2 protein-coding genes and 2 pseudogenes are annotated in these 4,141 nt (G+C 64.5%); 1 reads left to right on the forward strand and 3 read right to left on the reverse strand.

Annotated elements, in window-relative coordinates; genetic code table 11:
* The 3 genes and pseudogenes from AC1MHZ_RS23255 to AC1MHZ_RS23265 all read right to left on the reverse strand — a co-directional run.
* Window positions 1-78: pseudogene (locus tag AC1MHZ_RS23255) on the reverse strand (pirin family protein); the annotation flags it as partial.
* Window positions 69-1,049: pseudogene (locus AC1MHZ_RS23260) on the reverse strand (aminotransferase class V-fold PLP-dependent enzyme); the annotation flags it as partial. The pseudogenes AC1MHZ_RS23255 and AC1MHZ_RS23260, both read right to left, overlap by 10 nt.
* A gap of 186 nt (window positions 1,050-1,235) precedes the next feature.
* Window positions 1,236-2,162: a LysR family transcriptional regulator gene (locus AC1MHZ_RS23265; RefSeq protein ID WP_084857506.1), complete on the reverse strand. Its 927-nt coding sequence runs from the start codon at window positions 2,160-2,162 to the stop codon at window positions 1,236-1,238.
* A 139-nt stretch (window positions 2,163-2,301) separates the two neighbouring features.
* Between AC1MHZ_RS23265 and AC1MHZ_RS23270 the strand changes: the two genes are divergently transcribed.
* Window positions 2,302-3,531 carry an acyl-CoA dehydrogenase gene (locus AC1MHZ_RS23270; protein WP_465002140.1) on the forward strand — a complete coding sequence of 410 codons (1,230 nt, stop codon included), beginning with the start codon at window positions 2,302-2,304 and terminating at the stop codon, window positions 3,529-3,531.
* The last annotated feature ends 610 nt before the right edge of the window (window positions 3,532-4,141 follow it).

Genomic DNA, 4,141 nt, shown 5'->3' on the forward strand with positions numbered 1-4,141 from the left:
TACGCGCTGCTCGGAGCCCAGGCTGTCCTTGTGCAGGATCTGGCCTTCGAACAGGTAGGTCAGGGTCGACAGGCCGACGTCGAGGAAACGGCCACTTCGTTCGCCAGCGCGGCGCTATTGAAGCCCTTGGCGTCGATGCACAGGTTCAAGGTGTGGGGAATGCGTTGCTCGGCGCAGCCATTAAGGTTGACACCCGGCAGGGCCAGGAGCCCCTGGCGCAGGCGTTCGCTGAGCCGCTGGATACGCTGGTGTTCGCTGTCGCCAGGCGCGCCGGCCAAGGCGAAGGCGCTGCCCATGCCAACGATCTGGTGGGTCGCCAAGGTACCGGAGCGCAGGCCGCGCTCATGGCCACCGCCATGCATCTGCGCATGCAGCAACGCGCGGGCCCGGGGGCCGACGTACAGGGCGCCGATGCCTTTGGGGCCGTAGGCCTTGTGGGCCGAGAACGACATCAGGTCCACGGCCTGGTGGGCCAGGTCGATCGCTACCTTGCCCACGGCCTGGGCGGCGTCGACATGCAGCAGCGCGCCATGGGCCCGCACCCGTTCGCCGATGGCGGCGAAGTCGGTGACCGTACCCAGTTCATTGTTGACCGCCATCAGCGACACCAGGCGGGTATCGGGGCGCAATGCCGCCTGCACGGCCTGAGGCTGAATCAGCCCGCCGCTGTCCGGCGCAAGGCGCGTGACCGCCCAGCCCAGGCGTTCCAGCTCGGCTGCGGTATCGAGCACCGCCTTGTGCTCCAGCTGGCTGGTGATCAGGTGGCCCGGCTGCCCGGCACCCTGGGCGATACCCTTGAGCGCCAGGTTGTTGGATTCGGTGGCCCCGGAGGTCCAGACCAGCTCGGCCGGGTCTGCGCCCACGCGTTCGCCGACCTGGCGACGGGCCTGCTCGACCAGCTCGCGGGCGGCCTGGCCGTAGGCGTGGCCGCTGGAGGCCGGGTTGCCGAAGTGTGCATCCTGCCCCAGGCAGGTGAGCATGGCCTCGATGACGCGGGCATCGACGGGGGTGGTGGCGGCGTAATCGAAGTAGAGCGGGGCGCTGGGCATGTTGGCGAGTCCGTGCATGTCGCCTGGAAGTGGCGATCGATGGAGCCATCGTAGCCAGCGTTGCGGATACACTTTTTGCCTTGTGAACGAGTTATGTCTCCCATTGGAGAAAAATTTTCTATCCGGTGCAGAGTTTGTAGAGCGTTTTGATAGATATCGTGGCAATAGCCTTGGTCGTCGGTAGGCTCAAGCGGGTTCCGGCGCGGCTTCGTCCTCCGCCAGCACCCGTTCGCACAGCTCGGTGATCTGCTCGCGCATCCAGCGGTTGGCTGGGTCCTGGTCGGTGCTTTCGTGCCAGTACAGGTGGGTCTCCAAGGGCGGCACTTCCACGGGCAGCGGCAGATGACGCAATTGATGACGGCGGGCGAAGCGCTCCGGCACGGTCATCACCATGTCGGTCTGCTGCAACACCTGGGAGGCCATCAGATAGTGCTGCGAGCGTAGGGCGACCTTGCGTTGCACGCCCATCTTGCCCAGGGCCAGGTCGACATAGCCCAGGCCGTTGCGACGGCTGGAGATATGGATGTGGGTCATGGCCAGGTAGTTGTCCAGGGTCAGCTTGCCTTCGCCCAATGGATGGCCCGGGCGCAAGGCGCAGACGAAGCGGTCCTGCATGAGCTTGACGTGGCGCACCTGCGGATCGGTGTTCAGCGGCGCGTCCACGGCGAAGTCCAGGCGCCCGGCGGCCAGTTCCTTGGTGGTCTCGCGGCGCTTGCACAGGAAGCTTTCGATCATCAGGGCCGGAGCCAGGCGGCGCAGGCGCTGAAACAAGGGAGGCAGGATCACCGCCTCGGTGAGGTCGGTCATGCTGATGCGGAAGGTCTTGTTCGCTTGCTGGGGGTTGAACACGCGGCTTTCCTGCACAGAGGTGCGCAGCAGCGCCAGAGCATTGCGCACCGGGCCGATGATGTTCTGGGCCATGGGCGTGGGCACCATACCCTGGGCGGTGCGCACGAACAGGGGGTCGTTGAAGGTCTCGCGCAGGCGCGACAGGGCATTGGACACCGCCGGCTGGGTGATGCCGACGATCTGCCCGGCGCGGGTCAGGTTGGCTTCGGTGTAGATGGCATCGAAAACGATGAACAGGTTGAGGTCGACCTTACTGAGGTTCATGGCGCCGCTCTTTGTTGGAGTTATGGGCCGATCATATATTGCTTATGAATGTTTATACACGCGGAAAATAGACTAGGTGGATGGCTGGCTGTTGCTCTAGGCTCAGGCCCATGTTCTCCAGCCTGTGAAGGTAGCCCCGATGGATTTCGCCTATTCGCCCAAGGTCCAGGCATTGCGCGAGCGTGTCACTGCGTTCATGGACGCCCATGTCTACCCCGCCGAGCCGGTGTTCGAGCGCCAGGTCGCCGAGGGCGACCGCTGGCAGCCCACCGCGATCATGGAGCAGCTCAAGGCCAAGGCCCGCGCCGAGGGCCTGTGGAACCTGTTCCTGCCCGAGTCGGAATATGGCGCTGGGCTGTCCAACCTCGAATATGCGCCACTGGCCGAGATCATGGGCCGCTCGTTGCTGGGGCCCGAGCCGTTCAACTGCTCGGCACCGGACACCGGCAACATGGAAGTGCTGGTGCGCTACGGCAGCGAGGCGCAGAAGCGCCAGTGGCTGGAGCCGCTGCTGCGCGGCGAGATCCGCTCGGCATTCGCCATGACCGAGCCGGATGTGGCCTCTTCGGATGCCACCAACATGGCGGCCACCGCCGTACGTGATGGCGACGAATGGCTCATCAATGGGCGCAAGTGGTGGACGTCCGGTGCCTGCGACCCGCGTTGCAAGGTGATGATCTTCATGGGCCTGTCCAACCCGGACGGGCCACGCCACCAGCAGCACTCCATGATCCTGGTGCCCACCGACGCCCCGGGGGTGAAGATCGTCCGCCCGCTGCCGGTGTTCGGCTACGACGATGCGCCCCACGGCCATGCCGAGGTGCTGTTCGAGCAGGTGCGGGTGCCTTATGAGAACGTGATCCTCGGCGAAGGCCGTGGTTTCGAAATCGCCCAGGGGCGGCTTGGGCCCGGCCGTATCCACCACTGCATGCGCTCGATCGGCATGGCCGAGCGGGCCCTTGAGTTGATGTGCAAGCGCTCGGTGGCGCGCACCGCCTTTGGCCGGCCATTGGCGCGGCTGGGCGGCAACGTCGACAAGATCGCCGATTCGCGCATGGAGATCGACATGGCGCGGCTGCTCACCCTCAAGGCTGCCTACATGATGGACACCGTCGGCAACAAGGTGGCTCGCAGCGAGATCGCGCAGATCAAGGTGGTGGCACCGAACGTGGCGTTGAAGGTGATCGACCGGGCGATCCAGCTGCATGGCGGGGCGGGGGTCAGCGGCGATTTCCCGTTGGCGTACATGTACGCCATGCAGCGCACCCTGCGCCTGGCCGACGGGCCGGACGAAGTGCACCGGGCGGCCGTGGGCAAGTACGAGATCGGCAAGTATGTGCCCAAGGAGATGCTGCGTAGCGGACAGTGAGCTCGTTGCCGATTGGTGTGCCTCGTCTGCGACTGCTGCGCAGCCGATCGCGGGGACAGCGCGAGCTCAAGAACTGTGCGGTCTCTGTGGGAGCGGGCTTGTCCCGTGATTGGGCCAGAACAGCCAATCGATCAGCATGATTTTTCGCCACCACCACCGCTTTTGTTCTTGCTTTTCCTACGCGATAGTCCAGGCGCCGCCAAATGCGGCTTCAGGAGGCCGAATGCAGGAGCCAGCGTTTTTTGCCTACTTTTGCCCAAGAGCAAAAGTAGGTCGCCGTAAAGGCGAAAAGGTGAGTCAGCGCCTCCGTGGCGAATGGAGTTTTCGCGATTCCCATGCGCTCGGTGTTTGTTGAGTCGTTGGTGTTGATTTAGCGAACAGTCCGTTTGCGATGGCGACGCATATTCACCTTTCCGCCCTTACGGCGGGTCACTTTTTGTCAAACGCGACAAAAAGTAACCAAAAAACGCTGGCTCCTGCATCCGGCCCCTACGCTTCGCTCCGGGGTTCCCTCGCTCCAGCCTTGCTCCGGCGGGGCGCGGCGAAGGGCCATCCATGGCCCTGCGCCGCTTGCCAGGCATCCATGCCTGGCACCCACCTGCGCAAGGCT

It is taken from the genome of Pseudomonas sp. FA-1 (genome assembly GCF_056856075.1).

Bases quoted from the DNA above. Each gene is read 5' to 3' on its own strand.
- AC1MHZ_RS23265 (WP_084857506.1), bottom strand. From the start codon at position 2,162: ATGAACCTCAGTAAGGTCGACCTCAACCTGTTCATCGTTTTCGATGCC.
- AC1MHZ_RS23270 (WP_465002140.1), top strand. From the start codon at position 2,302: ATGGATTTCGCCTATTCGCCCAAGGTCCAGGCATTGCGCGAGCGTGTC.